This is a genomic window from Alteromonas sp. W12 (genome assembly GCF_001924945.1).
Lineage (GTDB): Bacteria > Pseudomonadota > Gammaproteobacteria > Enterobacterales > Alteromonadaceae > Alteromonas > Alteromonas macleodii.
The window spans coordinates 32,222-57,638 of the sequence record NZ_LQXH01000001.1 but is presented as its reverse complement, the minus strand read 5'-3'; the positions used below and the strand labels follow the sequence as shown (position 1 = coordinate 57,638).

The 25,417-nt window shown below is 46.1% G+C and carries 20 protein-coding genes; 6 read left to right on the top strand and 14 right to left on the bottom strand.

Annotated elements, in window-relative coordinates:
* The first annotated feature begins 142 nt into the window (after positions 1-142).
* The 4 genes from AWH61_RS00250 (at position 143) to AWH61_RS00235 (ending at position 5,158) form a co-directional block, all read left to right on the top strand.
* A complete protein-coding gene (locus AWH61_RS00250; protein ID WP_075175933.1) occupies positions 143-1,030 on the top strand; it encodes a DUF3530 family protein in 888 nt (295 codons plus the stop codon).
* Positions 1,031-1,172: 142 nt separating this feature from the next.
* Positions 1,173-1,496, top strand: a complete 324-nt coding sequence (locus AWH61_RS00245; RefSeq protein ID WP_014948188.1) for a hypothetical protein — start codon at positions 1,173-1,175, stop codon at positions 1,494-1,496.
* A gap of 43 nt (positions 1,497-1,539) precedes the next feature.
* Positions 1,540-2,886: an AmpG family muropeptide MFS transporter gene (locus tag AWH61_RS00240; protein WP_075175932.1), complete on the top strand. Its 1,347-nt coding sequence runs from the start codon at positions 1,540-1,542 to the stop codon at positions 2,884-2,886.
* Between the two features lie 85 nt (positions 2,887-2,971).
* The gene (locus AWH61_RS00235) at positions 2,972-5,158 is read left to right on the top strand and encodes a response regulator (RefSeq protein WP_075176625.1); all 2,187 of its coding nucleotides are present in this window, start codon (positions 2,972-2,974) and stop codon (positions 5,156-5,158) included.
* Here AWH61_RS00235 and AWH61_RS00230 read toward each other — a convergent pair.
* From AWH61_RS00230 to rppH, 7 genes are all read right to left on the bottom strand, one after another.
* The gene (locus tag AWH61_RS00230) at positions 5,153-6,142 is read right to left on the bottom strand and encodes a sensor domain-containing diguanylate cyclase (RefSeq protein WP_039224448.1); all 990 of its coding nucleotides are present in this window, start codon (positions 6,140-6,142) and stop codon (positions 5,153-5,155) included. The two genes, AWH61_RS00235 and AWH61_RS00230, sit on opposite strands and share 6 nt — an antisense overlap.
* Positions 6,139-7,209 (bottom strand): response regulator, encoded by a 1,071-nt coding sequence (locus tag AWH61_RS00225; protein WP_039224447.1) that lies wholly within the window; start codon positions 7,207-7,209, stop codon positions 6,139-6,141. The genes AWH61_RS00230 and AWH61_RS00225 overlap by 4 nt, the downstream gene beginning before the upstream one ends.
* Before the next feature lie 9 nt (positions 7,210-7,218).
* Positions 7,219-8,052 carry a thymidylate synthase gene (locus AWH61_RS00220; protein WP_014948183.1) on the bottom strand — a complete coding sequence of 278 codons (834 nt, stop codon included), beginning with the start codon at positions 8,050-8,052 and terminating at the stop codon, positions 7,219-7,221.
* An 8-nt stretch (positions 8,053-8,060) separates the two neighbouring features.
* On the bottom strand, positions 8,061-8,873 hold the full coding sequence (gene lgt / locus AWH61_RS00215; RefSeq protein ID WP_014948182.1) for a prolipoprotein diacylglyceryl transferase: 813 nt from the start codon (positions 8,871-8,873) through the stop codon (positions 8,061-8,063).
* 4 nt (positions 8,874-8,877) lie between these two features.
* Entirely contained in the window at positions 8,878-9,684 is an 807-nt protein-coding gene (locus tag AWH61_RS00210) for a sulfite exporter TauE/SafE family protein (protein ID WP_014975612.1), read from the bottom strand.
* A gap of 3 nt (positions 9,685-9,687) precedes the next feature.
* Positions 9,688-11,979, bottom strand: coding sequence for a phosphoenolpyruvate--protein phosphotransferase (gene ptsP, locus AWH61_RS00205; protein ID WP_039224899.1), 2,292 nt, complete (start codon positions 11,977-11,979; stop codon positions 9,688-9,690).
* A 108-nt stretch (positions 11,980-12,087) separates the two neighbouring features.
* A complete protein-coding gene (gene rppH, locus AWH61_RS00200) occupies positions 12,088-12,630 on the bottom strand; it encodes an RNA pyrophosphohydrolase (RefSeq protein WP_014948179.1) in 543 nt (180 codons plus the stop codon).
* Between the two features lie 113 nt (positions 12,631-12,743).
* Here rppH and mutH point away from each other — a divergent pair, with 113 nt between their 5' ends.
* Positions 12,744-13,421, top strand: a complete 678-nt coding sequence (gene mutH / locus AWH61_RS00195) for a DNA mismatch repair endonuclease MutH (RefSeq protein WP_039224444.1) — start codon at positions 12,744-12,746, stop codon at positions 13,419-13,421.
* A gap of 31 nt (positions 13,422-13,452) precedes the next feature.
* Here the strand turns inward: mutH and AWH61_RS00190 are convergent, their stop codons facing one another.
* Together AWH61_RS00190 and AWH61_RS00185 are read right to left on the bottom strand one after the other, a co-directional pair.
* Positions 13,453-14,532: a helix-turn-helix domain-containing protein gene (locus AWH61_RS00190; protein ID WP_049587333.1), complete on the bottom strand. Its 1,080-nt coding sequence runs from the start codon at positions 14,530-14,532 to the stop codon at positions 13,453-13,455.
* A gap of 76 nt (positions 14,533-14,608) precedes the next feature.
* On the bottom strand, positions 14,609-16,114 hold the full coding sequence (locus AWH61_RS00185) for a CYTH domain-containing protein (protein ID WP_075175931.1): 1,506 nt from the start codon (positions 16,112-16,114) through the stop codon (positions 14,609-14,611).
* Between AWH61_RS00185 and AWH61_RS00180 the strand changes: the two genes are divergently transcribed.
* Positions 16,077-16,889: a TIGR04211 family SH3 domain-containing protein gene (locus AWH61_RS00180; RefSeq protein WP_014948175.1), complete on the top strand. Its 813-nt coding sequence runs from the start codon at positions 16,077-16,079 to the stop codon at positions 16,887-16,889. The two genes, AWH61_RS00185 and AWH61_RS00180, sit on opposite strands and share 38 nt — an antisense overlap.
* Before the next feature lie 133 nt (positions 16,890-17,022).
* Here AWH61_RS00180 and AWH61_RS00175 read toward each other — a convergent pair whose 3' ends face one another.
* Genes AWH61_RS00175 through AWH61_RS00155 form a run of 5 tightly spaced genes read right to left on the bottom strand, consistent with a single transcriptional unit; the run spans position 17,023 to position 25,224 of the window.
* Positions 17,023-18,372: a sensor histidine kinase gene (locus AWH61_RS00175; RefSeq protein WP_075175930.1), complete on the bottom strand. Its 1,350-nt coding sequence runs from the start codon at positions 18,370-18,372 to the stop codon at positions 17,023-17,025.
* A complete protein-coding gene (locus AWH61_RS00170; RefSeq protein ID WP_014948173.1) occupies positions 18,366-19,106 on the bottom strand; it encodes a response regulator transcription factor in 741 nt (246 codons plus the stop codon). The genes AWH61_RS00175 and AWH61_RS00170 overlap by 7 nt, the downstream gene beginning before the upstream one ends.
* Positions 19,078-22,305, bottom strand: coding sequence for an efflux RND transporter permease subunit (locus AWH61_RS00165; protein ID WP_139308969.1), 3,228 nt, complete (start codon positions 22,303-22,305; stop codon positions 19,078-19,080). The genes AWH61_RS00170 and AWH61_RS00165 overlap by 29 nt, the downstream gene beginning before the upstream one ends.
* A complete protein-coding gene (locus AWH61_RS00160; RefSeq protein WP_075175929.1) occupies positions 22,295-23,773 on the bottom strand; it encodes an efflux RND transporter periplasmic adaptor subunit in 1,479 nt (492 codons plus the stop codon). The genes AWH61_RS00165 and AWH61_RS00160 overlap by 11 nt, the downstream gene beginning before the upstream one ends.
* Entirely contained in the window at positions 23,770-25,224 is a 1,455-nt protein-coding gene (locus AWH61_RS00155) for an efflux transporter outer membrane subunit (RefSeq protein WP_075175928.1), read from the bottom strand. Before AWH61_RS00155 ends, AWH61_RS00160 begins: the two co-directional genes overlap by 4 nt.
* Positions 25,225-25,417: the final 193 nt, after the last annotated feature.

The following is a 25,417-nucleotide window of genomic DNA, read 5'->3' as shown; positions in this document are numbered from 1 at the left end:
ACGCTATTCAACGTTATCAATAGACTCCATTTTAGTTTTAACGCACCCTGCCGATAACCTTTGTATACGCTTGATGTACGAATTAATTTGATGCTGTCTAAGCTGAATAGATCCAGATTAAGGTAAAGGCAAACCACATTTTATGAAAAGGCACGCTCTCCTTTTAACATTTGCTGTTATTGTTTCGCTATTGCCTATGACAGCTCACTGTGACTTTTTCACAGATGTTAGTCACGCCTATCTGCCTGGAGAAGTGAAACCTTTGATGATTGGAGAAGTTGAATCCCCAATTATTGAAATTGAAGCGCAAACACCATTACCTTTGGGTGTGGCTATCATACTCACCGAGCCTTTTCCCTCTAGCCTTACGCTCGCGCAGGGAAATAGCCTTGCCAACATGCTTGCTGAAAAAGGCTGGAATGTAGTGATAAGTCCGTTTAATTTGCCGGTCAATGTCACTTCCCAGCAGAACCTACCTGCTGAATCTGCAAACACCGACATATCAGACTCTGAAGCTACGTCTATGTCAGCCCAAAATATCCACCCCAGAAGTAATCAACTTACGCAGTATCTCAACTTTGAATCAGCAACTTCAGCGCTGAGTTTACAACTCAATGCATTGAATAATTATTTACAAGACAATTCAGGCTACCGTATGGTCATTGCACAAGGCATGCTGGCCACAACTTACTTGTCCGTCGTAGAGCAACAGCCTCAACTTCATCCAGACACTTTCGTAGCCATTTCACCTTTTTGGCCAGAAGAATCAACGAACACATTAGTTATAGATAATATAGCACAGTCCAGCTTTCCAATATTGGATCTGTCACTAAGTGGATTTAACGACTGGGCGAACAGTACCACGCAAAAGCGAAAGATTAGCGCAAAAAACGCACTAAAGATGCACTATCGACAAATAATTATTCCCAGCAATTTATTAGCCTTTAGTATAAAGGAGTTTCAGAAATCCCCTCATATTCAGATAGTTGCAAATAGCACTATTGGTTGGACTCGCCACCTAGGCTGGTAATTCGATAATTAACCGATTACGCTAAATTAGTATCCAAAACAATTACCTAAATTTAATGGTGTAAATAGCAAGCCTCTGTCCTAAGCAGTAAGATTGTTATGAACTATAATACTTTTAGCAAACATAAACGGTTGAGTTACTTGTGAGTGTTCAAGATTTCGTAGATAACAAAGCAAAGCAGCTGTGTTTCTATTTGAGAGCATTTTGGCAAGGAGAGCTTCCTATCGAGGAGATCGAGCTATTCTTTTGGGATAGTATGGAAGAATGGGGGCAAATTGATTACACCTTAACGCAGCCCTACACACAAAAAGAACGAGTTTTTTGGCATTTACTTCACCAAGTGCATTATTGGAATGAAGATAAGCTAATTAACGACCAGTTTCTTGTAGATGAACTAAATAACTGCGTGAATTTCCTTGAAGGTTTGGGTCATTGTCCACTCGACTGCGTCGGCATTCGTCCATAATAAAACTTTCACTTCAACGCGTTATTGCTTCTCACTGTGGTTCATGGCTCAATATGCTTTTGTATTCTTGCCTAAGGCCGCAGTTTTGCTCAACGCTTTAAAAACGTTTAACGACAAACGATACCTCAGTATATTTCTTTTCGGCATTTCCAGTGGCTTCCCTTGGATCATGATTGGTTCAGTGCTATCTGCTTGGCTCAAAGATGAAGGTTTGTCTCGCTCGGCCATCGGCTTATTCGGCATTATTTTCGCGACATACTCTTTTAATTTTCTCTGGTCTCCGCTTGTCGACAAAATCAAGCCCCCACTATTAGGTCAACGACGAGGTTGGATTTTCGCTATGCAAGGCTGTGTAGTTTTGCTGTGTTTAGTGATGTCTCAACTCACTGCAGACCAAGATTTGTTTTATGTTGCATTAGTCGGTTTGCTTATTGCTATTGCCTCTGCCACGCAAGATATCGCCATCGATGGTTTTCGCATTGACTGTATTGCCCAAGACGACAAAGACGGCATGTCAGCTGCGTCTTCAGTAGCCACCGCTGGCTGGTGGACAGGTTATGGCGGGCTTGGTGCTATCCCGTTCTTCTTGGCTGACATGACATCTTGGACTTGGCCAAACATTTATCTTTTACTCGGTGCTCTCATGGCTTTATTAATGTGCGCCACGTATTTAGCGAACGAGCCACAAATTGACCGCGAAGCCTTGCTTGAAAAGATAACAGCCAAAGATACAAAGCAGTCTCCCGTTTTTCACTGGATACAAACTACTCTGGTCACGCCATTCGCCGAATTTTTCAATCGAAACGGCGTTAAATTAGCGGCGTCGTTTTTACTGTTTATATTTCTATTTAAAATCGGTGAAGCCTTTCTAGGCCGCATGAGTATCGTGTTTTATAAAGAAATTGGCTTTTCTAATAGCGATATCGCTACTTACTCAAAATTGCTCAACTGGTGGGTAACCATCGTGTTTTCACTGTTAGGTGGATTGGTTAACATTCGCTACGGTATTTACCGCGGATTAATGATTGCGGGTGTGGCCATGGCCGCGTCTAATTTACTATTTGCACTGATCGCGCAAACAGGCCCTTCCACATCTCTTTTAGCCATAACCGTTATTGTCGATGGCTTTACAGGGGCTTGGAGCACCGTTGCCATGGTCGCGTTTATCTCACTATTGTGTAATCGGGCGTTTAGTGCAACCCAATACGCACTCATGGCCTCCCTGAGTGTTGCGGGCAGAACCTTGGTCGCTTCTAGCAGCGGCTTTGTTGTAGATGGTCTTGAAGGCAATTGGAGCTTGTTCTTTATTCTCACAGCAGTCATGGTAATTCCCAGCCTTTGCTTTTTGTATTCAATTAGGCACCACATAAAGCGCGTTGAGTCACCGTAATTTTTTTCTACTTCCTTGCAAGTTAGCGTTAGTTGCCTACATTTAAGGTAGGTATCTCTACCGCATATTACTTGCAAGGATGAACGTGAGCTCAAACCAGGCTGGCCAGTCGCAGCGCAAATCATCATCAATTTCGCGGACATTCACTTTTTCAAAAGTGAGTGTTACAGCACTGTTGATCGCTATGGTTGTTATTGCGGTTTTAATCGCGCTGATGAGCAAGCAACAAGCACTCATAACAGCCTTAAAGCAGCAGAGTTATTTAGAGGATAATATTCTTGCCACTGAGTCTAGTATCAATCAATTTACGTTTCGGATGGAGAGCAGCGCGTTTTCTGGACCCGCGAATTACACTATTTTAAAGCGCGAGCTACAGGTCACCGTTCAAGGTATATCTGAATACCTTCGCAGTAGTGCAGGCCAAGCAATCTCGCCCACAGTCTTATCCGAAAGAGACTTTGCAATAGCAAAAGAAGGATTGAATAGCGCGTCTGCACGGCAGGTCGCGCAAACCACACTAGATTTACTTCATACTCTTATTGAGTTGCCGATAGCCGACGCAACTCAACGTATTCAACAGCAATTTAGCCTGCTGCCTATGGTCAATGCCATGCAGGCGGAAGAAAACGCGTTGTTACTGCGTATTCAGGCGATGCGCAATAAGATGCTTCTCACTACTATTTTGGGCGCAGTCGTCATTGTACTTTGGTATTTTATTGCATGGCTTTTTTACAAAAGTAACGCAAACAAGTCGCCTAAAAAGTTTGGTAAATCGAAGTTGAGACTTGCCGTTGTGGATGACGATAGAGATTTGCAAAACAAAGAATTTTTGCAACTGATTAGTCATGAATTCAGAGCGCCAATAAGTGCAATTATCAGTGCTCTTGAACTTATTCCTAACATGGAAGAACAGCGTACCAGACTAATTCAGCAAGCTGAACAATCCAGCTATCGACTTCTTAATCTTACCAACAACCTTACCGATGTATTAACCAATAACACTGAAGACGATCTGCACTTTTCAGATGTCGACCTAATCAGCTTGCTCGACGAATGTATCTCGCCGTTTTCTGTACGCGTAAAAGACAAAAAAATAGAATTTAACATGCACTGTAGTCACAGTGTGCCCCATTACGCAGAAACGGATCCTGTCGCCCTTTCTAAAGTAGTAGTTAACATTCTTGATAACGCCGTTAAATTTACGGCTAATGGACTGATCGACGTCACCGTTACAACCTTGGTGAAAAACCAAGGGATTTTTCTCGTTATTATAATTAGTGATACTGGAATAGGAATTGATGAGGCGACGCAAAAGCGCATGTTTGAACGCTTCTATCGCGGCGAACACTCAACTGGCCAACGCTTCCCGGGTGCAGGAATTGGCTTGTCTGTAGCTAAACGCAGCGTTGATAAGCTGGGCGGTGCACTACAGGTAACCAGTACAGTTGGAGTGGGTACAGAGTTTAAAATTTTACTGCCTCTGAAACCTATTGAGGACCTTCCCGCTACCAATTCAGCACCGTCTAATGCGACCTTCGCCGTAGTTGACGATTTAGAGATATCTAGGCTGCATTTACAATCAATTATTACCAAAGAGGGCTTTAGCGCACGCACGTTTTCATCTGGTGCGAACTTGCTCAATCTGCACGAAGAAATACTCCAGTTTTCAGGCATTATTGCCGATTTGTATATGCCGGGCATGAATGGTCTTGAACTAGTGAGGACGCTTAAGGCGATTTTTGGTGAACGGGTACCGCCCGTTATTGTGTTATCAGCAACACCAGATATTGCCAACATTATTGCAAACAGTGAACTGCCCATCTATCAAAGCTTTGTAAAACCCATCGATAGAAACCGGTTTGTAGATGCGCTCCATCACCTTACAGCAAGTAACGCAAGAGTTGTTGAAACAACGAAAAAGGCCAATGTATTGCTGGTAGAAGACGAGCCCATTAATGCAGAAATGGTGGAGTATATGCTTCAATGTATGGGCCACGAAGTTACTGTGAGTTACACCGGTGACGACGCTATTATTAGAGTGAGTGAAAATGCGTTTGACTGTGTGCTGTTGGATATCAACTTACCAGATATCAATGGTTTGGAAGTCGCTAAAATAATGAAAGAAGGTCACCCTGACCTTCCGATCATCGCCCTTACGGCCAATGCCCACAGAAGCGATAAAGAAGCGTCGCTGCAGGCAGGTATTCGATACCACTTAGTGAAGCCTGTCACCTTTCAAGAGCTCAAAAACACCCTACGCCTAGCACTATAACGCGCCAGGCGCTGCATAAATGCGATATTGATTTCGGCCGTTTTCTTTTGCTTCATAAAGCGCCTGATCGGCACACTCAAGCCATGCCATCGCTCCTTTAAAGTCAGGAGAGAATTGTGCAAGGCCTAAACTTACAGTGAAACTTATTGACTCACCTTCGTGTTCTACCACTAAACGCTGTGCTAATTGTCGGATACGTTCGGCCACTATCTTGGCATCTTCAACCGAAGAGTCATTCAGAATAATGGCAAATTCCTCGCCGCCGTAGCGCCCTGCAAGGTCGGTTTCCCGCACACAGCGCTTAATCAGCGCTGCTAACATCTTAATCACCTTATCCCCAGCCTGATGACCATAAGTATCGTTAATGCGTTTGAAATGGTCGATATCGAGCATAAGCGCAGTACTTGGCTTTTCTCGGCGCACACAAAGTTTGTGCATCTCATCAAAGCGCTCCTGCCAGTAGCGACGATTATATAGCCCAGTTAGACCGTCCACGCGGCTCGCAGTTTTCAACTCTTCGTTAAGATGCTCCATTCCACGCTTACCGAGCGCCTGCTCAGTGACATCGTAAACAAGCATACAAAACCGCTCTACGTTGCCGCGCTTATCAACAATAGGGAACATGGTCACATTTTGGTACATGAACTCTGCAGCGCTGGTTACAGGGCGATTACAACCAAACTTAAACAAGTAAGGACGCTGCTCCCAAATAATAAACACCGGGCTCTTCAAATTGAACACAGGGTCAACTTTGGTTCTCAGCCATTTTTCTTCTATTTCCGGGAAATGAGAAAAAAGACTGTCTCCAATGATTGCTTCCGCTTTCTTTGCACCATGGTTTTCAAGAAACTTGTTCCACACTTGAACCTTGAAGTTGCGGTCTAGCACTGCAATGCCCACTTCAATGGAATCGAGAAGCTCTGCGGGTACTTGAGAAGAATTAACTAAAGCACCGGTGGAAAGTGCGTCTGTAGATGCATTCATAGACTTTCCTTGTCTTGTGTCACAGCGTCATCATCGAGCAGCCGAGAATAGATATGGTTCATGGCATCACCAGGAAATAGCAACAGCAGGTCAAAGGAAATATCTCTGGCCTTAATGGCATAACCTATTTCGATAGCCATGAGCTTGCCCCAACGCTGCACGTTATCACTTAAAAGCGTTGATAGTCCTTGGTGCTGCCCCAGTAACACCGGATGCGTGTGGCTAAAGGCGACATTTAACTGCTCTGACAAACCGTTTAAACAGGCCCCGATAAGAATATTGGAAACATCCATTAGTGCTTCTAGCGCTAGTTTGTCGGAGGAAGCCGACGGCGGATACTTTAATAGTTCAACGATGTTTTGAGAGTTTGTGTCGTTAAAAATAACCAGCGCTTCGCCGCTTATACCTTCACTAATAAAGCCTTTTGAAACTGCCGACACGCTGTCGTTACGGTTAATTTCCGCAACCGCCATAGACAGTTCGTTGCTTTCAATTAAGTTGACGTTTGGGATAGGCAAATCAATAAACTCGCCTAGCAGTTGAGCAAGATTCTCACCCGCACGCCCCATGGCAATATTGACCATTTCACGGCATGCGTCTAATTGATCTTCTTTACTCATCTGGCGCTTGGCTAAAACGGCATTTGAGTCGCTATCGTCTTGCGCTTTTTGTAAGCTCGCGCCAGAAGAATGCGTCTCGCCACTGTAAATCCCGTAAGAGGCTAGGATGTGGCTGAGTTTTTCGTTATCAATTGGCTTTCTTATGAAATCCAGGGCACCAAGAGCGAGCATTTTTTCTCGCGCTTGCGCTTGTACATCACCGGAAACGACAACCACCAAGCAAGGAAGATCCTGTTGGCGAATGGCTTCCATGGTTTGATAACCGTCCATTACCGGCATGTTTAAGTCGAGAAACACCACATCGCCTTTGCCTTCGCGAACAAGCGCGAGGGCTTGCTCACCATTCTCGGCAAACGAAATATCCACGTCCCACCCATCAGGTAAACTGCGCGCCATCTGGCGCCTTGCGAAACCTGAGTCGTCGCATATCAATATAGGAGTACTCATGGTAACTCCTTATATGGCAACAGGGGCTTTAATGTGTGGGTGTGACTGGTAATTTTTAAGCGTAAAGTCGTCGAAGGAAAACCCGAAGATATCTTTCACCTCAGGATTAATTTCCATAGTTGGGCGCTCGAAAGGCTCACGACTTAGCTGCAACTCTACCTGTTCAAGATGGTTTGAATACAAATGCGCATCGCCTAGCGTATGAATAAAATCGCCGGGCTCTAAATCACACACTTGCGCCATCATCATGGTCAGTAAAGCATAACTTGCGATATTGAACGGAACGCCCAAGAAAATATCGCCGCTTCGCTGGTAAAGCTGGCAGCTAAGCTTACCGTCTAATACATAAAATTGGAAAAGTGTATGGCAAGGTGGCAATGCTTGTTTGCCCATCGCTGCATTTTCTTTAGGAGAATAATTGGTATCAGGGAGCACTGCAGGGTTCCAGCCGCTAACGATAAGTCGACGAGAATCTGGATTGTTTTTGATTTGCTCAACCACTTCGGCAATCTGATCTACCGATGTGCCATCACCGCGATCCCAACTGCGCCACTGGTGTCCATAAACCGGACCAAGCTCGCCTTCTTCGGTAGCCCACTCGTCCCAAATACTCACACCGTGCTCTTTCAAATAAGCGATGTTTGTCTCGCCTTTAAGAAACCAAAGTAGTTCGTGAATAATGGATTTAAGGTGACACTTCTTTGTTGTCACCAAGGGGAAACCTTCCTGTAGATTAAAACGCATCTGATAGCCGAATACACTTAACGTACCTGTACCAGTTCGATCTTCCTTTTTCACACCCGTATCACGTACATGGCGCATTAGAGCGAGATATTCTTTCATCGTTATTCTTATATTTTTTGCTGTTCAACATGGTCTTTTCCGCGCATGTAAGCACGGACTATTAATCCTATTCCTAAAGCTATCATAGGTAAACAAAGAAGTTGCCCTTGGCTTAGTCCCATTTGATATAAGCCAATATGTGCGTCGGGTTCTCTGAAGTATTCAACGATAAATCGGAAGGTGCCGTAACCAAGTAAGAACAAGCCGCTGACCGCCCCTACTGGACGCTTTTTGGCAGAATATAGCCATAGGATAATAAAGAGAAGTACGCCTTCAAGCGCAAACTCGTACAATTGGGACGGGTGCCGAGGAACATGACCCGCGTTGGGGAAAATGACCGCCCAAGGCACATCGGTGCTACGCCCCCAAAGTTCAGCGTTTAAGAAGTTACCTATGCGTCCAGCACCCAAGCCGATGGGTACTAACGGGGCAACAAAGTCGCCTAGTCGAAGGAAGGTCGTGTTCATACACTTGGCGCGCCAGAATAAGGCTGTTAGCACCCCTAAAAGCCCGCCGTGGAAGGACATTCCACCAGCCCAAATTTTGAATAAGTACAAGGGATCGTCGAGAAACATACCAAACTGGTAGAAAAGCACATAGCCTATTCGACCGCCTAATATTACGCCAACGAAGCTCCAGAAAAGCAGGTCGCTTAACTGCTCACGGCTCCAGTTGGTTTGTGAAAGACGCTTTTGTGCCAATAGGTACGCGGCGATAAAGCCCACCAAATACATAAGGCCGTACCAGCGGACACTTAACGGACCGACACTGAAGATAACGGGGTCGATACTGGGAAATACCAGATAACTGCTCTGTTCCATTACTTTATTCAATTCCTAAAATCATTCTAATGCTCACCAACACGAGTAAGCACGCCAACATCGCTTTTAACACACGAACATTTACTCGCTGCCCAAGCTTTGCACCTATGTTTGCGGTAAACATAGAGGTGGCAACAATACCAGCTGTTGCCGGTAAATACACATAACCTAAACTATGTTCTGGTACATCTATCGCATTGTAACCGGCCACAATAAAACTCGTGGTACCAAAAACGGCAATAATAAGTCCGCAAAAGGCAGCACAGCCAATTGCCGCGCGTACATTAACACGAAACCATACCAGCGCAGGTACCAATAATGCACCGCCACCAATCCCCATAAGTGCACTTAGTAAGCCAGCTCCACCACCAACAGTCGCAAGCGTACCTTTTGATGCGTCATTTTCTGAGGCTTTTTGCTTACCAAATATCATCTGCATCGCAATTAAAATAACCAGCACCGCAAACACATCTTTAAGCAGTTCACCAGAAATATGGCTTGCTACCTGAGCTCCGGCAAATGCGCCAAAAGCAATACCTAAGCCTGTGTAAAGCACAACATGCCTTTGAATATTACCCAGCTTGTAATGCGCGAAGGCCGACGACATTCCTGTGAAGATGATGGTAGATAATGAGGTAGCGATAGCGACAGGCATTACGGTTTCAGTGGTCATTCCCATGAAATGTATAAGCAAATACGACAACACAGGAACGATGATAAGCCCACCGCCAATGCCCAGCATACCCGCCAGAACACCTACCACAGAGCCTAAAATAAGGCAGCTGAGAACTATTACAACTAACGGATCCATTCCTTAAGCACCTGCTCGGATAAGGCCTCCCAGGCCCTTGGTTTCAAGATATTGATTCAAGTGCACAAAAACTTCTTCTTGGCTAACAGAGGTGAGCGCCAATGACAGTAACTGCTTACATTCATCCAGCGTGACTTTTCTAATAAGCCAGTTTATTTTTCTTAAGTTAAAGCCGTTCATACTTAGGCGGCGATAACCCATTCCCATTAGCAGTAATGCTCCAGCTGGCTCACCTGCAATTTCACCGCAGATAGTTACGGGCACTTGATTTTGATTGGCTTTTTGAACCACGTCGTAAAGCGCCCCTAATACCGCAGGATGATAGCTATTGTAGAGCCCTGCCACCCGCGTATTGTTTCTATCCACCGCGAGCAGATATTGGGTCAGGTCGTTACTGCCTACCGAAAAGAAATCCACGTGCTTTGCTAATTGAGGTAGCTGATAAAGTACCGACGGGACTTCTAGCATAATACCTAACTTAGGCTTGGTTAACGTTTGTCCTGACTCTGCAATCTCATCACAAATTTCATAATATGCCTGATTAATTAGCCGCTTAGACTCCTGCACTTCAGATACGGTGGAGATCATAGGCAGCATAATTTGCAAATTGCTTAGGCCTACACTTGCACGCAGCATGGCGCGAACCTGAACCAAGAAAATTTCTGGATGATCAAGGGTTAGGCGGATGCCTCGCCACCCCAAAAATGGATTTTCTTCATTAATTGGGAAGTACGGTAGTGGCTTATCGCCTCCTACGTCGAGAGTACGCATAGTGATAGGCAATGAAGGCGCGGCCTCAAGCACTTGGCGGTACAGCTTTACTTGCTCTTGTTCTGAAGGAAAACGCTCGCGTAACATAAAGGGAATCTCGGTGCGATAAAGCCCTACACCCGCACCAATTTGTTCAGCGTTTAGCTCGACTTCAGCTGAAAGGCCAGCGTTGATATAAAGAGACATTCTACAGCCATCAACGCTTTCGCAAGGTTTGTCAGCCTCGGCGTCAATTTTCTCTGCGATGGCCGACTCTTCTTCAATGAGCTGTATAAATTCAGACTTGATGTTACGTTCAGGCGATACAATGACCTCGCCTGAATACCCATCAAGCAAAATCTCTTTGTCTTCGAGTAGTGCTGGCGTAACGTTTTGACAGCCCATCACTGCAGGCACGCCCATGGCTCTAGCCAATATTGCCGCGTGTGAGTTATTTGAACCGCGAATAGAAATAATGCCTTTTAGCTTACCTCTTGGAAATTCGGCAAGCATAGGCGCTGAGACTTCATCAGCTACGAGAATACTGGCTTCGGTTATTGTTTTTTCAGTAACCTTTTTGCCATTCGCTTCATACAAAATGTTAGCAAGAATACGGTCGGATAAATCGACAATATCAATGGCACGCTCTTGCATGTAAGGGTCGTCCATTGCTTGAAAGCGTGCGGCATAGCTTTCTACAACCATTTTTAATGAAGACGCCGCATCCCAACCTTGGCGAATTTTTTCTTCTACTTCCCGCCCAAGGCTGTTGGCATCTAGCAGATGATGATACAGCTGAAAAATGGACTTAACATCGTCGGGGATGCCGTCATCTAACCGCTTCGATAACGCATCGACATGACCTCGCGTAACTTCAACCCCTTTGCGATAGAGTTGAATTTGATCTTGAGGAGATTGCGTGCGCTTTACGACCCAGTTTTTAAGGTTAATAGATTTGTCTGGAGACACTCCCTTGCCAATAGCAAGGCCTGGAGAACCCGCAATACCACGCACATTTTTTTGCCGCGCAGTATTGTCGTTCGAATTTGACAGCGTCAAAGCCCCGCGAATATCAGCATTGGTTATTTCTAACGCGAGCTGCGCAGCAAGGGTGACTAAAAATGCTTCTTCGTCTTCACTGAAGCGGCGCATTTGTGATTGCTGGAGGGTAATAACACCAAGCACACGCCGTTGGTTGATAATAGGCGTACCTAAAAAGGCGTTATAGTTTTCTTCCTGAACTTCGGGGTAATGTTTGAATCGAGGATGGCTATGAGCATTAACAATATTAAGAGGCTCTTCCCGCTGACCTACCAGCCCGATAAGCCCTTCTGAGAAGCCAATGCGTACCTGCTCGACTGCATCGGGATGTAGTCCGTCAGTGGCTTTAAGGATAAATTCTTGGGTGTCGTAATCGGCAAGGTAAATAGAGCATGAATCGACATCTAGGGTCTGTTTAACCCGTGAGGCTAGCCTAAACAACGCCGTATCGAGAGCAGGAATTTGATTCATTTCCTGCACGATACGCTTTAACGTGGTTAACATTGTTCCTTGCTGGCTCTGAGGGCTCACCGGTTTTTCCTTTTTTACTCGCAGTTTACTCGCTGCTTACTCCGCACACCTCTGTCTTGCGTACCTGAACTTCGCATACGCTTATCCACGCCTGCGTTTCTTGCCACGTTTATGTGGCGCTGCGTTTTGGCGCTGTTGAGGCCGATGCTGCGCAGACATAACTACAGGCGAGAACTCTTTCATTACTCGTCTGTATACATCGCGCTTAAACGATACAACATTTCTTATTGGATACCAGTAACTTACCCACCTCCAGTCATCGAATTCAGGATGACCTGTTTTAAGTACATTAACGTCTCGCTCGTTACAATCGAGCTGCAACAAGAACCATTTTTGTTTTTGCCCTATACAAACAGGGTTACTGCCTTGTCGAATTAATCGCTTCGGCAGCTTATATCTAAGCCAGTTACGGGTAACACTTAAAATAGTGACATCTTTCGGTGTCAGCCCTACTTCTTCGTGAAGCTCGCGGTACATAGCTTGTTCAGCAGATTCCCCTTCATCAATTCCGCCTTGAGGGAACTGCCATGAATGTTGACCATAACGTCTTGCCCAAAATACTTGACCCATTTTGTTGCAAATCACTATGCCCACATTCGCACGGAATCCATCGGCATCTATCACATAGACTCCCGGGCACACTATACTGTTATATGTTTTCATTCTTCCACAAACTATGCTCCAATCATAGTCTTAATATTCGTACCCGCTTTTCAAACAGGAAATTAGCCATATTTATGCAGCCACCAGCGTCTCCCCCGTCATCTCCAGATAGCCTTTTAGCCCGTTGTCATGCGATAGCAGGCTTGACGCTTGGAGAGCTTGCGGATATGGCAAATGTAGCCATTCCGGCCAATTTACAACGTCATAAGGGGTGGCCAGGCATGCTGATAGAGAAGTGGCTGGGCGCGAGTGCAGGTTCGAAGCCTCAACAGGACTTTCCTGAACTTGGCATCGAACTTAAAACCATTCCCATCGACGCCCATTTTTCGCCTTTAGAAACCACCTACGTCTGTTTTGCCCCGCTTTTGATGACGCCCGGCATTACATGGGAAACGTCTAACGTGCGAAACAAACTACAGCAGGTATTGTGGCTACCTATTGAAGGTGACAGAGCTATTCCGCTGGCTCATAGGCGGGTAGCAACAGGATTTTACTGGCGACCGAATGAACACGAAGATGCGGTATTAAGACACGATTGGGAGGAACTGGTCGAGCAAATTGCAACTGGACAGGTTGAGTCGATCACCTCTCGTCAAGGCGAGGCCTTACACATTCGTCCTAAGGCGGCAAACGGGAAAGTGCTCACCGACGCGTTGGGGCCAGAAGGTCAGCGTATTAAAACCCGTCCTCGCGGCTTTTATTTACGTAAAACCTTCACCCATCAAATATTGATAAATGCATTTGGTGGCTAACGCGAACTCAACGTCTAGCACAATACTCTTGTTATCTTAGCGGCGTGGAGTTTAGGTGTTTAACCAAATACTCACTCAAGAACTTTTCTGAATTTATCCCCATGCGTTTTGCCACGGCTTCAAGTTTAGCGTCGCTGCGCAGCAGAACATTCTTGGCGTACTCTAAGCGGTAGTGGAAAATGAAACGTCTAAAGTTTTTCTTTTCAGTAAGTTGCAAGGCCAATGCGAGCGAGGTGGGGTCAATATCTGCCCCTTTACAAAACTCACTGAGGGTAAGGAAGCGAACCTTGTACGCCTTTGATTCTATGGTGTAGCGTTCTGCTTTAGAAATAATACTGCTAATTTCATAAGGCGTTGCCTTGCCTTCATCTAAGCGTTCGTAATCGAGTGGCGACGGGGACGTCCGTCGTATAAAGGTTAGTGAAAACAGTACAATTAGAATTGCCGTTCCAATCATCAGATGATGAAACCCTTCCCAAAAAGGAACAGGGAAGAAGCCGAATGTTGCGGCCGTCACAAGTAGAATACTCATAAACGCAACGCCAACCAAGCTTCCCATTACTCCGGCAAGCCTAGGCATTTTCAGGTTTTTTATATCCACCGCCTGCTCTGGTAAGTGCCTATGGTACATTTGAATATGCTCGGTAATAAGAATACCTATGAGCAACACGCTAAACCCCGTTAACAGTGATGCAATATAGGCAGGCCACAATAGCAGAGGCTGACCATGAGGAGACGATGAGAGCCATTGCTGCTTATCGTCTACGGGTATCAGGAGAATGGCGCACTGAAAAACGCCGGTCACTACTACCGGCCACCACAGCCGCTTTCTTGCCGTAGGATAAGCTAACAGCATGGGTTTTATTGCGCGGTAACAACACGTAATCGCGATAACAGCAAATACTTCTGATAACCCGTAGATACTAGCCAGTCCTGTGGCATTTGCCATACGGAGCCACTCATCCAGCATAAATACAGGCCAGCACAAAAACGCTGCCGTTAGCCAGCGTCCACTGCGTAAATTGACTTTTTGAACAAACAAACGCACAAAGCCAATGGCATAAATGCCAAGCAGTGCGTAAAGGAAATAGTCATTTATGGCTGAGGTCATCAGCGCCCTCCATCCTTGAGATTCGAGTTGCCTTTACCGTGCATGTTTACAGTAACCACATATGCATAGAAAACAATTACCAGTAAACGTCACGTTGCATAGCCACTGTGCGAGTTCGTTCCATAATTCGAATAAGCGTGCTGAGTTTCTCTGCTGTCCATTTACGCACTTCGTCATGGGAGTCTACTTCGGCGTCGTCTATTGACTGCTTTAACATAAGCAGCGCATTCAGCTCATCAATACCAGTGAGCAAATCTAACCACGGCGCGCGAAAATTACCCCGCTCTTCTACAAACAAGTCACCGAGCAGAAATCCACTCCATAATGTCTGCCTAAGCATCACTTCTACAGCGCTGTAATTGGCAGGCCCCATGGTTTTGTTTAGCGGCATGCTTTGCTGTACAGTTTGCCAACCTTGCGACAGCCAACCTTTTGCATGATCAAGCACCGGATGGTCAAAACCCGTTGCGACTTTTTGCCACGGCTTATTCTGAATAAGACTTATGGCGTGTAGCTTAATGTCTGTGGCATCGTTGTCGAAAAACAGCTTTTCAGGCTCATGAGCCTGCATTAAGCCTGTTTGTCGTCCTTGCAAATAGCTTACTACTGCAGGATGTTTGCTGAGTGTTTTGTTAAACATGCTCTTTTTAGAGAGCAAATAACGCAAACTTTGTAAGTCGTCTTGCCAGCCCCACTTTTGCGCATGGGTGACCAGTTTTTTATGCAGGGCTAGTAGCTCAGGGCACTGCAGAACCGGCAAGTAAAGCGATACACTTTGCAGTAACAAACGTACACTTTTAGCAACTTCAGCCAGCATTTTTATTGAGCCACTTTCGCAAAACACATGCTCGTGGTGCTGCCAATGCGCCAATGCAGTTTGAACCGCGTGGCTAAATGCTTCTTCCGTGGTGGTTGTGTCTTCAAGCGCAAGGAAATCTGGCAGGTGTCGAACTTTAGCGTTAAAGCCGTGAAGTAATTGATATCCCTGCGCCGCTTTTGATACATCACTAAGGCGTACCGGCATGTTGTCGTTTATTAGCACCGCCAACGTAAACAAACTGTTGATATCACCTGACATCAATTCAAGCTCTATTTCGTTGATTGGGGAACTGGCTTTTTCTGTACTCGCTTCGCCACAGTCCAGCACAATCTCAACCACACTTTCACCCACACTAACCACATAGGCATTGCGAGTAAAGTGAGTGCTAAACTGTTTAGATAGACGCGTGTTTTTTGCCGCCACGTCCCAATCTTGGGGCCAAGCGCTGGCTTCAAATAGCGTGAGGTCGGGCCTTGAATTATCAAGGCTCACATTGTATTCCATGCGTTTGTGCAGACCACCGCTGACCACGCCGTTAGTCTTTAGCGTCTGTTCGTATTCACCATTGTTACCTCGAACGCGAAAGCCCATTTTATTGTTTTGAAAATCGAGCTTATCTGTATCGTAATAGTCGTTCTCAAGGCGCATTTCACGATGAGAGTTAACCTGAATACTGTTTTTTTCGAAAAGAGGAAGTAGACGTTGACTAAACGCATGGTGGGCGTTGTCACCCGTTACAAATTTTAATTCTATTTCTGACATGGTTGCGCTAGGCACAGCTTATGATGCTGACACCTTACCTTTGTCGCTTACTTTTCGCAATGCTGGCGCCATGAAACAAGATGCTTTAATTAGACAAAAGTGGAACAAACTTGCCTTTATCGCGGTCAACCAATACCATCTTCACGTTTTAAATTCTAAAATTGGACTTCATATGATTCGAAAGTGGTTAGCAGCAGCCCTTATTGCATGCTCTTTTCAAGCATTTTCGCTACAAGATACCGCTGATTTAGAAGCGTCTTCTTCGCATTACATTAGAGATGACTTGTTTATCTTTATGCATACTGGACCTGGTCGTAACTACCGTATTCTAGGTTCAATTGAAGCAGGCACACCTATTACTGTGCTTGCACGCGATAACGATGCTGAATTCACGCAAATTACCGACAATGAAGGTCGCGAAGGCTGGGTTGAAAGCCGCTTTGTGTCCAATACCATGTCGCAAGCCGAGCAATTGCCAATCATAAGTGAGAAGCTAGCTGAGAGCCAAAGCGCACTGCAAACAGCGCAGTCTGAAAACGCCAGACTTCGCCAGCAACTTAACGATGCACGTCAGCAGGTATCGAAGCTTACAACAACTAGCGAGGAACAAGCCTCTGAGATAACTCGTCTTACCGCCAAAGTAGATAGCGCGAATAAAGATGAGCTGGTTACCTGGTTTACACGCGGTGGTATGGTAGCCGGCGTGGGTATATTACTGGGCGTAATGCTGACTTACCTTCCCAAGCGCAAACGCAGAAGCAGCGAGTGGATGTAGTGTAGGTTTTATAGCTGTACGCTAAAAAACGAAAAAACGCCGATGTTAGCATCGGCGTTTTTTATTGGGCTCGTTTCGGTAAACAGATTAGAAGTGACAAAGTGCAAACACTTTGATGAGTTATATGCGCCTATTATCGTACCGTAAGCACCACTCTATACCCTCTTGTCATACGAGAAACATCACCTTGGTCATCATGTGAACCTCGGGCTGTTATCCTCTCATGTGCATAACCCCATTTAAGCTTCGCACAAAGCTTATCAATGAGTTTTAACCCTATTCCAAATCCGCCATCTAACTCACTGATAGTCGGCGCAGATAAAGTCGCTTGGCCTTTTTCGTTAAGCGCCTCTTCTTCAAGGCCGTCCTCTTCGTTGAGCACGGTGAGCGTTGCATCTGAAAGACTTATTGTGACTCTTCCTTGCTGCGTGTGCTGATAAGCGTTTCGAATCACATTTCCTATCACAATTTCGCTCGCCGTTTTCGCCAGCGTTAACTCACAATCGCTCAATTGCAGCTGCACACTCACGTCTTTTCCCGACAGCAAATACATTAAATCTTGGCTTAGAGCCTCAACCATTGCTTTAAGATTAACCTTTTCTTTGGGTAAAGCTGCTTCTTCATTTCTTCCTAACCAAAGTAGAGTTTCGGTCAAATCTGCCATGGTTTTTGAGGCATGATCCACCCGCGCAAGCGCGTTATTGCCTTTAGTATTTTCACTATCGATCACTCTGTGCAGTAATGCCGCGCTACTTCTAATGACGGCAATCGGCGTTCTAAGCTCGTGACTCGCATGGTTAACAAATTCCCGTTCTCGATTTAGGGTGTTGCGCACGTTTTGCAAGCTGCCATGTATCATCCCTGCTAGCGCGTTAAGTTCCTTATAACGAAACTCCGGGATAGGCTTATCGAGCTCTTGTTCATCCAAAGACGCCGCCCACCTCTGCAATGACTCTATGGGGCGAGACACGCTGCGCATAAGAAAAAGCAAGGCGACAAAGAACGAAACCAGTGCAACTACGCCCACAATGGCGCTGTAAATAACATGGTTTATTCTAAAGTGTTTTTTGCCGTCAGAAGGTGGCGCGACAAACACTTGGGTAACGTATCGCGATTCTCCATTTTCTAACGGAACTAACACGGCAAAGTGAGCCGAAATAGGACGGGAAAACCAATCAGGTTTGTTGATATCTTTCATAAGTGAAAACGGTATAAAGCTCTCTTTGGAAAAGCTCTGCTTCACTTCGACAGGCAAACTCTCGTAGTTCGCAAAAACATGTAAATCGAGAATTTGAGCATGCTTGTTGTCATCAAGCTCTGCGCTTTCTGCCGCCCGTATCATGGTATTTCTCAGCATGCCGTCCATACCATCGAAAAAGCTATCGCTGCTTTGTATTGAAAAGAGCACGATAACTACGGCGGCCAAACTTAATAGCGACCACAAGACGTAGCGTCTTAAGCTGATGCGAAGGCCATTTACCACTGATCGTTTCCTTTATTTGTACTTTTTGGTTCCGCGCTTGTACTTTGCACTGAACTGGACTGTTCTGGTTTTAACGTCACACAAAAGCCTGTGCCGGCTACTGCTTTTACCTCAATGCTGGCATTTGCTTGCACCAGTGATTTACGCAAATTATGAAGATGCACTTTAAGCGCATTGCTCTCTGGCGCATCTTCTCCCCAAACCGCATCGAGAAGACGCTCCCGTGGCATAACTTTTCCTTGTTGCTGTAACAATGCCTTTAGCAGCGTAAATGCTGTGGGGCTTAACTTAATAGGCACGTTCTCAACACTTACTACTTCGCTTCCCATTGCTAAACTTACGTTGCCAAAGCGCAGCTTTTTCACTTGTGATGAACGCCTGTGCGCCAGTGCAAAAACCCGAGCAACCAGTTCAGGCATGTCAAACGGCTTCACTAAATAATCATCGGCGCCTTTTTGAAACCCTTCTAGCTTGTTTTCCAACTGGTCACGGGCGGTTAGCATAATAATAGGCGTATCGTTGCCGTCTTCCCGCACCCTCTCACATACGCTTAAGCCATCAAGTCGCGGTAAATTAATGTCCAGCACCACAACATCAAACGGATGCTTTTGGATAAGAGACAGCGCGGCTACACCGTTTGCAGCGTGGTCACATACCATGTCTTCAAGCTCTAAATAGTCGATAATATTGCCCGCCAGGCCCATATCATCTTCCACTAGTAACACGCGGATCATTAGCCATACTCTCCGTTAAAGGTTTAACCAAATGCTTTGCCATTAGACGGCTTACATCGTCATAAATTAACAGTAATGCGGGTATTAATAAAAGTGTGATGACGGTGGCAAACAATATACCGTAACCCAGCGACGCGGCTGCCGGAATTAAGAACTGCGCTTGTATCGACGTTTCGCCCAATATGGGATATAAGCCTACAAAGGTGGTAATTGAGGTCAACAACACAGCCCGCAAGCGACTGGTACAAGCTTCAATAACTGCCGTTTCCACCGGCACACCTTCTTCTCGCAAAGCGTTGAATCGTGAAACCAACAACAAGCTGTCGTTAACCACCACACCGCTAAGCGCCAATATGCCGTTCAGCGAGAGCAGACTTATCATTAATCCATTCGACCAGTGGCCGATAATGGCTCCGACTATACCAAAGGGGATGGCGGTCATAATAATAAGCGGCTGTACGTAGGATTTAAGCGGAATCGCCAACAACGCAAAAATAGACAACAAGGCTAATATAAACACGCTCTGCATGGAGCTTTGCGTTTCAGCTTGCTGCTCAGCCTCACCGGCAAAATAAAGCGATAAGTCCTGATACTGACGCGATAGCTGAGGAACAAACTCGTTGTTTAAGTAATTCACCAGTTCGGTTGAGGTGATAACATCGCTATCCACCGACGCGCTAACCGTTAGGGCGCGTAGGCCGTCTATACGTACCACCTGTTTTTCTTGTACATCTTGAATAACGTTAGCCACTACAGAAAGCGGTACTACGGTGCCGTCGTCCAGACGCACTTGCGTGTTCATTACATCAGACGGATTCATTCTGTCTTGTTCAGGATAACGCACCCGCACTTTTACTTCGTTTTTATCGCGCAAATAGCGCTGAACAATTTCGCCACCAAATGCTTTTAACAGTTGCTGCGATAGGCTTTGCGTATTCAACCCCAACGCTCGTCCTTCGGGGGTAAGTTCAAAGCGCATCATGGCTTCGCCGGGTGTCAGCGAACTCTCAACTGCATATACACCATCGATATTGTTAAGTACTTCAATAAAGGCATCGTTAGCCGCCGTCAGGGTATCGTCGTTAATGCTTTTAATTTCAACGTTAAACCCGTCGACCATCTCTCGGCGTGAGCGTATTTTTAGACTTTTTACGCCTTCTAAATTGCCAGTTAACGTATTCCAGCGTGCCGACAATTCATCAAGAGAATAAGAGGAGTCTTCATCAAGTGAAATGGTGATTGTGCCGCTTTGATCACCACTCGCCGTTACTTGCAAACTGCTAATGCCACTTTTATCTGCGCTGTTTTCTTGGGTTAATTGACGATCTGCCTCTAGCGCATTTTTCTCTAGCATCATTAAGTTGCGTTCGTTCTGTCCATAGCTGGCATCGCTGTAAAGCGACATATTGGCCGAAACCGTGTCGCCCTGCATGCTGGGGAAGAAGCTTACTCTTACCGCACCTGTAAGCGGTAGGCTAACCACCATGACAAATAAGGCAATAAACAACAATACAGCGGCATAACGGTAGGCTACGGTGACTTTCAATAGGCGCTGATACACGCGGTAGTTAAACCACTGAAGTCCACCATCCGCTTTTTGCTGCACTTTGTTCCATACGCCACCTAATCCCCTCCGCGCTTTTTGCTTGGTTGGCAGATGGGCTAAATGAGAAGGTAAGATCAGCTTCGATTCCACCACCGACAGCAACAAACACAAGGTAACGATAGTGCCGAACTGAGAATAAAGCGTACCTAAGCCGCCCGATACGTTCGATAATGCGAAAAAAGTGGCCACTGTGGTTAGTACACCAAACAGTGTGGGAACCGCCACTTTATGGGTACCTAAAATGGTGTTTTGAAGCGTATCGCCATGCTGTTTACGCGTGGCGTACACGCTTTCCCCCACCACCACGGCATCGTCCACCACAATGCCAAGGGCCATGATAAAACCGAATGTGGTCATCTCGTTTAGCGTCATTCCCGTATAGCTGTCGGTCATGAAGTACAAGGTACCGAAGAAGATAAAGGGCAAGCCTGCCGCCACCCAAAATGCCACGCGTAAATTTAGAAACACGGCAAGAGTAACAAATACCAACACAATGCCCATAAGCGCATTGCTGGTAAGTAACGTCAATCGCTCGGTAATAAGCGTGCTTTTGTCATACCAGGTTTCAAGCTCTACGCCTTCAGGTAGCAAGCCTTTTTCGTGCCATGCGTCCACTACTTCGTGAGCCTGCTGTACCATTTTTGTTACGTCACCATATTCGTCCATAAGCACCTGGATGCCATAGCCATTGGTACCGTTGTAACGTGACAAGTGATAGCTGTCGTCGGCAAACATATCGCGCACTGTAGCAACATCGCCAACGGTGAGTATGACGCCATTGGTATCGGTAATGAGGGGGATGTTGGCAAAATCTTTCGCCCAGTAAGACTGTTCAGACGCTTTTAAACGAATCACTTTTTCTTTGTTGCGCAAGCTGGTTGTAAGCGCGGTATTCGACTCCTGGTTAACGGCATCAGCCACGTCTGACAGCGTTAATCCGTAGGCTTGAAGCTTACCTTCGTCTATTTCAATAGACATCATAGGGTCGACAAAGCTGCCTGCGCTGACTTCGCGAATGTCATCTGTTGCCAGTAAATCTCGCTCTAATTGCTCACCCAAGTATTGAAGCGAAGCGTGGTCGACGTCACCATAAAGCTGCACCCAAATAGCGTGTTCTTGTCGGCGTGCTTTGCTGATAACAGGGTTTTCAGCATCTGACGGGAAGTTAGAAATACTATCTACTTCGGTTTTGATGTCGTTGAAAAGCGTGTCTAAATCGTATTCGGTTTCTTTTTCTACCTGCACACTTGCGCCGCTGGCGTTCGAGGTAGAGGTAATTCGCTTAATCCCCGGAATTGCTTCCAGAGCGGTTTCAATTTTGATAGCTATCCCTTCTTCTGCTTGTTTAGGGTCACCACTATCGTATGTCATTGAAATGGTAACAAAGCGTGGCTCCATACTTGGAAATGCCTCTTTGCGGATATCGTTCATGGAAACCAAGCCAAGCACAATAAGGCTGACCATGAGCAAATTGGCCGCTACTGAGTTCTGCGCAAACCAAGCGATAATTCCCCGGGCGTTATTCCCACCATTCCTATTGCCTTTCGGACTCTCGCCCCCGTCAAACGGCGCGCCGTTTCGATTATTTGTCATCAGCTTGCCCTCCTGTTTGTCCTTCCACTACAGGCAATACTTTGGTATTCACCAGATAGCTGTTTAAAGGGCGCGCAACCACCAGCGCTTGGCGTATTTCGCCAACCTGTTCTGACATGCTGTTGTCGCTAGCGTTACCCGAGGTTTTACCCGCAACATTACTCACAATATCGCCCGTAACTTCACTGGTTTTTGGTGGGGTGATGTAGGCATAACCTTCGCTTTCAAACAAAACCGAAGGCGTGAACTTTGCCAACTGCCCGGTAGATGGCATTACTAACCATACTTCTTGCTTTTGCGAGATAGCAGAAGCCGGCAGTTTCCAGACATTGTCGAGTGCTCTTCCTTCAATGTCTGCCTGCACAAAGCTGCCGAATAGAAGAGGCGTTGATTGCGCCAGCGGCTTCTCAACAACCGCTATGGCGTTACGCTGACGCGTTGTATCACTTTGATGCCATTCAGCGCGAACGATATTGGCAACCCAGGTATTTCCTGTAGTGGTATCGGTAAGCGTTACCGGCCAGTTAAGGGAGGCATCACCAGACAACTGCGTTTCATCACCAGAAGGTAGTTGAGCCCATTGGCTAGGTGAAAGGCCAATAGCCACTTCGGCAATATCTGCAGAATAGAGTGTGGCGACCGCACTTCCAGCTTGAACATAGCTCCCTAGCGCAATGTCACGGCTGACCACCAATGCATTAAAAGGTGCACGTAACGAGGTAAACGCCAAATCTCGCTTGGCTGAATTTACACTTTGCTCGGCTTCATCCAAAGTGGCCTGAGCCGCCTTTAGCTGTGGCTCACGCAGTACTAATGCCGATAAAGGTTCACCATCAAGCCCTGAACGTGTCCATTCATCTTTCGCTTGAATACCCTGTAATCGCTCTTCTTCTAGACTTACAACAGCCGCTTGATAGGTAGCATTTGCACTTGCTAACGCCTGTTGATAGTTGGTGTCATCAATACGTGCCAATACCGTGTTATTTGCCACTAGGGCACCAGTTTTAAAAGACGAAGATATATCAGTAACTTGACCACTAACCTGTGCGACTAAGCTCAAACTATCTTGCGGAACAACCTGACCATACCCCCTCACCTTAGCGTTATAGCTGTCGGCGGTTACATCAATAACGCCTACTTGAGCCAGCTGAGTATTGCCGCTTTGTTCTCCCTTTGGGCTGCGATTAGTGGTATTCACTGATGACGTGTCGCTTGCCTTGTTAAGCCTGTTCACACCGCTATCGGCAGTAGGTAATGCTGCTGGCCTTTCACCACCTGCAGGTTTCTTTGCCTGAGCGGCATTTTGTGGTTGCTCAGCATTCGCGGGAATTGCTGGAGACGTTGGCTTTGATTCGGTCTGCGGTTTTGCGCCGGGATGTTGGGCGCCCATATTCATCATGGTATACATAACCGCTAGCGCAATACTTGCAGCGGCGAGTAAGGTTACAATAATTCGTTTGTTTCTCATTGTGACACTCCAAGGCCAAGGGCTAGGCCTAAGTCAATTCGGTTTTGTAATTTCTGGGCGTGCAGCTCAACTGCCTGAGCTTGTAAGTTAAAGCGCGTGTCATATACGGAAAGTAAGTCCAAGATGTCAGCAAGGCCCTGTCGATATTGACCTTCAATGGTAGAGACGCTGCGCTCTGCATTTGCTAACGCCAAGTTGGTGTGGCTAATTCGAGCACTCAACGCAGTTTCGCTATCCAGCGCATTTTGGGTTTCCTGTACCGCCGTTAATAACGTTTCGCGATACTGCCACCAGGCATTGGCTGAGGTTAGCTTTGCATCTTCAACTTGCGCCCTTAGAGCGCCCCCCTGAAACAGTGGCGCGGTCATCTGTCCAAGCAAACTCCACAAAGGGTTAGTAAACAAAGCTTGTGAAGGTGTAGAGGCATTATCAGAAAGGGATGCAGACAAGCTAATGCTTGGCAACAGGGCTTTGTACGCCACATCGACTTCAAACTCTGTTGCTTTTAACGCATAAAAGGCCGCCTGAAGATCGGGTCTACGTGCCAGATCCTGTTTCGGCAAAGTTGTTAGCGGCAATAACACGTCGGGAAAACTAACTTGAGTGTTGAGCTCGTTTAGCGATTGGTTTTGTCTGCCTAAGAGTACGGCCAACGTGCGCTTTGCTGTTAAAAGTGCATTTTCATATTGGGCAATAGTAGCGCGAGTATTTGCACTGCTTGTACGCGCAGTATCTAAATCGTCTAGGCTTCCTAGCCCGGTGCTATAGCGCTTTAAAATAACGGCTTCGTTATTTTCTAGTACTGTTAACCGAGACTGCTCAATATTCAGTAATTGCTGCTGAGTGAGTACGTCGATATAGCTTCTTACTACGTTAGCGACCAGAGAATCTCTGGCAGACTGATAGCTGGCTCTGGCACTTGCTGCATCTAAGTTTGCTGCACTTATTCCATCGCTGATTTTTTGCCATAGGTCCAGCTCCCAACTGACATTCATGCTCGCACTATAGCTCGGACTGCTCGAATTAGAGCTCGTACTGGAGTTGGTATTTGAGCTGGTAGATGCACTGCTATTGGTGGTTTCACTTTTTGACGCAGAGAAGCTCGCGTCAACATTAAGGTTCCTATCCGCTTTTGCACTATCAATGGCTACTTGTGCTTTTCTAAGCGTTATTAACGACTGCTGCAGACTAGCATTAGAAGACAGGGCTTCATCAATGTAACCGGCTAAGTGAGGTAACTCTTTGATATCAATGACATCGGTTAACGTCGTGTCCGAATTCAGCAGCAAGGTTTGTGTTGATTCTTGTTGCTGTGCTTGAGACTGCCACACAACGTTGTTACCCGTTGACGACGATGCCGATTCGCTCAACGCTCTGTCATCAGTACTTGTACATGCAGACAGCAAAATGCAAAGGGTAATGCTATTTACCGTCAGTTTTATCTTGCCCATGACTTGTGCCTATTATTTGGCGCACAGGCTACTTTCGAAGGTCTATGCGCAGCTTTTTTAAATTAACTGACACGAGTATTTCAAACGCAGGGTTAAGGTCCGGTTAAGGAAAGAGCAAGGAATTAGAAATAAATGAGAAAGGTAAGAATAAGGTATTAAAAAGGCCAGCTTAACGCTGGCCTTTGAATGACAT

What these genes read in the sequence shown, in the direction of transcription:
- AWH61_RS00250 (WP_075175933.1), top strand. Translation starts at nt 143, where the DNA reads ATGAAAAGGCACGCTCTCCTTTTAACATTTGCTGTTATTGTTTCGCTA.
- AWH61_RS00240 (WP_075175932.1), top strand. Translation starts at nt 1,540, where the DNA reads ATGGCTCAATATGCTTTTGTATTCTTGCCTAAGGCCGCAGTTTTGCTC.
- AWH61_RS00230 (WP_039224448.1), bottom strand. Translation starts at nt 6,142, where the DNA reads ATGAATGCATCTACAGACGCACTTTCCACCGGTGCTTTAGTTAATTCT.
- AWH61_RS00225 (WP_039224447.1), bottom strand. Translation starts at nt 7,209, where the DNA reads ATGAGTACTCCTATATTGATATGCGACGACTCAGGTTTCGCAAGGCGC.
- AWH61_RS00220 (WP_014948183.1), bottom strand. Translation starts at nt 8,052, where the DNA reads ATGAAAGAATATCTCGCTCTAATGCGCCATGTACGTGATACGGGTGTG.
- lgt (WP_014948182.1), bottom strand. Translation starts at nt 8,873, where the DNA reads ATGGAACAGAGCAGTTATCTGGTATTTCCCAGTATCGACCCCGTTATC.
- AWH61_RS00210 (WP_014975612.1), bottom strand. Translation starts at nt 9,684, where the DNA reads ATGGATCCGTTAGTTGTAATAGTTCTCAGCTGCCTTATTTTAGGCTCT.
- ptsP (WP_039224899.1), bottom strand. Translation starts at nt 11,979, where the DNA reads ATGTTAACCACGTTAAAGCGTATCGTGCAGGAAATGAATCAAATTCCT.
- mutH (WP_039224444.1), top strand. Translation starts at nt 12,744, where the DNA reads ATGCAGCCACCAGCGTCTCCCCCGTCATCTCCAGATAGCCTTTTAGCC.
- AWH61_RS00190 (WP_049587333.1), bottom strand. Translation starts at nt 14,532, where the DNA reads ATGACCTCAGCCATAAATGACTATTTCCTTTACGCACTGCTTGGCATT.
- AWH61_RS00185 (WP_075175931.1), bottom strand. Translation starts at nt 16,114, where the DNA reads ATGTCAGAAATAGAATTAAAATTTGTAACGGGTGACAACGCCCACCAT.
- AWH61_RS00170 (WP_014948173.1), bottom strand. Translation starts at nt 19,106, where the DNA reads ATGATCCGCGTGTTACTAGTGGAAGATGATATGGGCCTGGCGGGCAAT.
- AWH61_RS00165 (WP_139308969.1), bottom strand. Translation starts at nt 22,305, where the DNA reads ATGACAAATAATCGAAACGGCGCGCCGTTTGACGGGGGCGAGAGTCCG.
- AWH61_RS00160 (WP_075175929.1), bottom strand. Translation starts at nt 23,773, where the DNA reads ATGAGAAACAAACGAATTATTGTAACCTTACTCGCCGCTGCAAGTATT.
- AWH61_RS00155 (WP_075175928.1), bottom strand. Translation starts at nt 25,224, where the DNA reads ATGGGCAAGATAAAACTGACGGTAAATAGCATTACCCTTTGCATTTTG.